Source organism: Phenylobacterium sp. (assembly GCF_044372605.1).
Classification (GTDB): Bacteria; Pseudomonadota; Alphaproteobacteria; order Caulobacterales; family Caulobacteraceae; genus Phenylobacterium.
The window spans coordinates 1-2980 of sequence record NZ_JBILRO010000322.1 but is presented as its reverse complement, the minus strand read 5'-3'; the positions used below and the strand labels follow the sequence as shown (position 1 = coordinate 2980).

General features: G+C 64.1%; 4 protein-coding genes and 1 tRNA gene. All 5 read right to left on the bottom strand.

The window, feature by feature from the left end:
* Positions 1 to 1299 (bottom strand): class I adenylate-forming enzyme family protein (locus ACIQ42_RS17605; protein WP_397423528.1); only part of this gene is annotated, 1299 nt, incomplete at its 3' end.
* Positions 1300 to 1307: 8 nt separating this feature from the next.
* On the bottom strand, positions 1308 to 1616 hold the full coding sequence (locus ACIQ42_RS17600; RefSeq protein ID WP_397423527.1) for a hypothetical protein: 309 nt from the start codon (positions 1614 to 1616) through the stop codon (positions 1308 to 1310).
* Positions 1617 to 1736: 120 nt separating this feature from the next.
* Positions 1737 to 1813: transfer RNA gene (locus ACIQ42_RS17595), tRNA-His, on the bottom strand.
* Between the two features lie 290 nt (positions 1814 to 2103).
* On the bottom strand, positions 2104 to 2811 hold the full coding sequence (locus ACIQ42_RS17590) for an energy transducer TonB (RefSeq protein ID WP_397423526.1): 708 nt from the start codon (positions 2809 to 2811) through the stop codon (positions 2104 to 2106).
* Positions 2812 to 2821: 10 nt separating this feature from the next.
* Positions 2822 to 2980 (bottom strand): ExbD/TolR family protein (locus ACIQ42_RS17585; protein WP_397423529.1); only part of this gene is annotated, 159 nt, incomplete at its 5' end.

Here is a 2980-nt window from a genome sequence, read left to right as displayed (position 1 = left end):
CTCACCCCATTCGTCATCCGGCAGTCCCAGTACCGCCACATCGGCGACATCAGGATGTTCGCGCAGTACGTCCTCTATTTCGCCCGGCGAAATGTTCTCCCCGCCCCGCACGATCACGTCATCCAGCCGACCTTCCACAAACAGATAGCCAGCCTCGTCCATCCAGCCGCCATCATTGGTGGCGAACCAGCCGTCATCCTGAACGACCTTCTTGTGGGTGTATTCACCGGAGACCTGCTCCCCCCGGACATAGATTTCACCGGACTGGCCCGTAGGCATCAACTCGCCGTCCGGTCCACGAATCTCAAGTTCGAGGGTCGGCAACGGTCGACCCACCGAGCCAAGCCGGCGGCGTACGGCTTCATCAGGCGATGAGATCGCCTCGCGGTGATCCTCTGGTCCCAGAACCGCGACCGTCGAACTGGTCTCGGTAAGTCCATAAGCGTTGACGAAATCCACGTGGGGCAGAACCCGTAGCGCGCGCTCGATCACCGGTTGGGGCATGCGCCCGCCGCCATAGGAGAGCGCTTTCAGATGGGGCAGCCCGGCGCCGCGGCCCTCGAGAATGTCGAGAATGCGGCCCAGCATGGTGGGCACGACCATGGCGTGGGTAATCTGTTCGGCTGTCGCCTCATCGACCCAGGCCTCTGGCGTGAAGGCTTCAAGATGGACCAGCCGACGGCCGCCATATACCCCCGTCAGGACCGCAGAGATCCCGGCGATATGATAGGGCGGAACACTGACCAGCGCCGCTTCGCCCTCCTCTGATCCAAGAAACTCCACCGTGGAAATCACATAGGAAGTCAGATTGGCGTGGCGAAGGATGGCGGCCTTGGGCTCGCCCGTCGTGCCGCTGGTAAACAGCAATACCGCGATGTCAGGTTCGACGTAGGCAAGTTCCCCATCGATTTCAGCCTCGCAGGCGCGCTCGAACGCACTGCGCGCCATCATGGTCACACCGGGGCATTCGCCGAGCCGCGCCAGCATGTCGTCGTCGACGATCGCGACGCAGGGCGCCGTCCTGGCCAGAAGCCGGGCGAGGTCAGCATCGGGAAGCCGGTAGTTCAGGGGTGCGAACGGTTTACCCAGCAGGCCGGCGGCAAAGATTGCAACGGGCATGGCCGGGCCGTTGAGGCCGACGAATACCACGGTGTCGCCGCCAGAGGCCTCCAGGGCGACAGCGCCAGCGCGGGCCCGCCGCTGGAGATCAGAGAACGTGACGCCATCCTCGCGCCGTCCAAGCGCCAGCCGGTCCGGTGCGGCATCCGCCGCCATATCGAGCAAGAGTGTAGTGTGCATGGCCGGACCTAGTCGGACGCCGGCAGCTTCTTGGCGTCCTTGGCGCTGATCGCGCGGCCATCCAGGCTGAGCGACCCCGCGCCGCCCTTGCTGCAGAGAACCTCCAGGCCGCTCTCCTCATCGGCAAACCGCTTGCCCATCTGGGTCCCGGCGGAATGATCCTGCGAGATGGAAAGGCCCTCCGGCTTCGCCGCAGCATGCCCCACCATCGGATGGCCGCCGCATTCCAGGCTGGCGTCAGATTTCGGTGGGCGTACGACCACGACCTCTGTGTCGCAGACGGCGCTCTTCCAGCGTGATCCCGGTTTCAGTTCCATGATCTTCCCTCCCACGGCGCGCTTGCCTGCGGCCTGTTGTGCCGCACCACCGTGCACCGAGGATGTCGCAAAAGAAAGATTTGCTCCCGCCGCCCCATCGATTTGGGGTGGAGGAAACGATGGTACTGCCCCCCGGTCTCGAACCGGGGACCTCCAGATCCACAATCTGGCGCTCTAACCAACTGAGCTAGGGCAGCGCATCGCGAGCGGAGGTTCTAGTCGGGAGGGGCGGCGCGATCAAGCCCGACCTCCAGACGGGGGAAATGTCCCAGAGCCTGTCCGGTTCAGATGGCATCATCTGAACCGGACAGGCTCGTTATCATATGTTTAGAGCACGACAGGCGCTTGAACCGGTATCCACTTCAAGCTGTCGTGCTCTAGGCGTCGCCTCGGGACCGTCTTGCATCCCGGCCAAGAAAAAGCCCCGGCAGCGACTGCTGTCGGGGCCAATTCTACAAAACGCGACCTGAAGGGTCGACGCCAGGCATCAGTCCTTCGGCAGAACGAACCGAAGTGGGATGCGCACGGTACCGCCGTCTACAGGCTGGCCGTCCGTCGTCTTTGGACGCATCCGGAACAGCTTGCTCATTCGCATGGCCGCGTCTCCGAAGCCCATGTCGGAAGGATCTTCCGAGATGATGTTGCACCCATCGAGTGCGCCACGGGCGTTCACCGTGCAACTGATCGTCGCGCGGCCGCTGACTTCCATCCGCTGGGCCCGCTCCGGGAAGTACCGGACCAGATCGTCAGCCGAAGGTTTACGAAGCCAGTCAGGGTTCGTAATGACCGAAGGACGCGGCGGTTCCGGCGGCGGGGCCGCAGGAGGCCTGGGCTCCTCGATCCGACGCTCCACCGGCGGAACCGGCAGGGGCGGAATCGAAGGCATGTCCGGGATCGCCACCGGCGGACGCGGCTGCAGCTTTGGCGGCGGCGGCGGCGGGGTGTTCGGCGGCGGCGGCGGAGGCGGCGGTGGAGGCGGCGGTGGGACGGGCTTGATGAGAGCCACATCCGTCACTTCGTCCGAGTACTCCTTGTACTTGGGTTCGAAGCGCGTCGTCCAGAGATAGAAGCCAAGTCCGACGTGCGCGACCAGGGCGAGGATCAGTGCGATCATCGTCCCCGGCCGAGCTCTCGGCTTCGGGTCGTCGAACGGATTGTGCCGGGTCAGGGCCTCAGTGTGTGACGTGTCAGACATGGGGCGCCACCTAGTTGTTATCTTCACCGACGAGAGCCACGCTGTAGAACTGATTGTCCTGCAGTGCGTTCATCACGCCCATGAAGTCGCCGTAGAGCACGTCTCTATCCGCACGGATGAAGATGCGTTCCTTGGTGGGGTTACGGGTCGAGCCCAGCTGCCGGCGGAG

Excerpts from the sequence above, each read along its gene's own strand:
- ACIQ42_RS17600 (WP_397423527.1), bottom strand. The coding sequence starts at position 1,616 with ATGGAACTGAAACCGGGATCACGCTGGAAGAGCGCCGTCTGCGACACA.
- ACIQ42_RS17590 (WP_397423526.1), bottom strand. The coding sequence starts at position 2,811 with ATGTCTGACACGTCACACACTGAGGCCCTGACCCGGCACAATCCGTTC.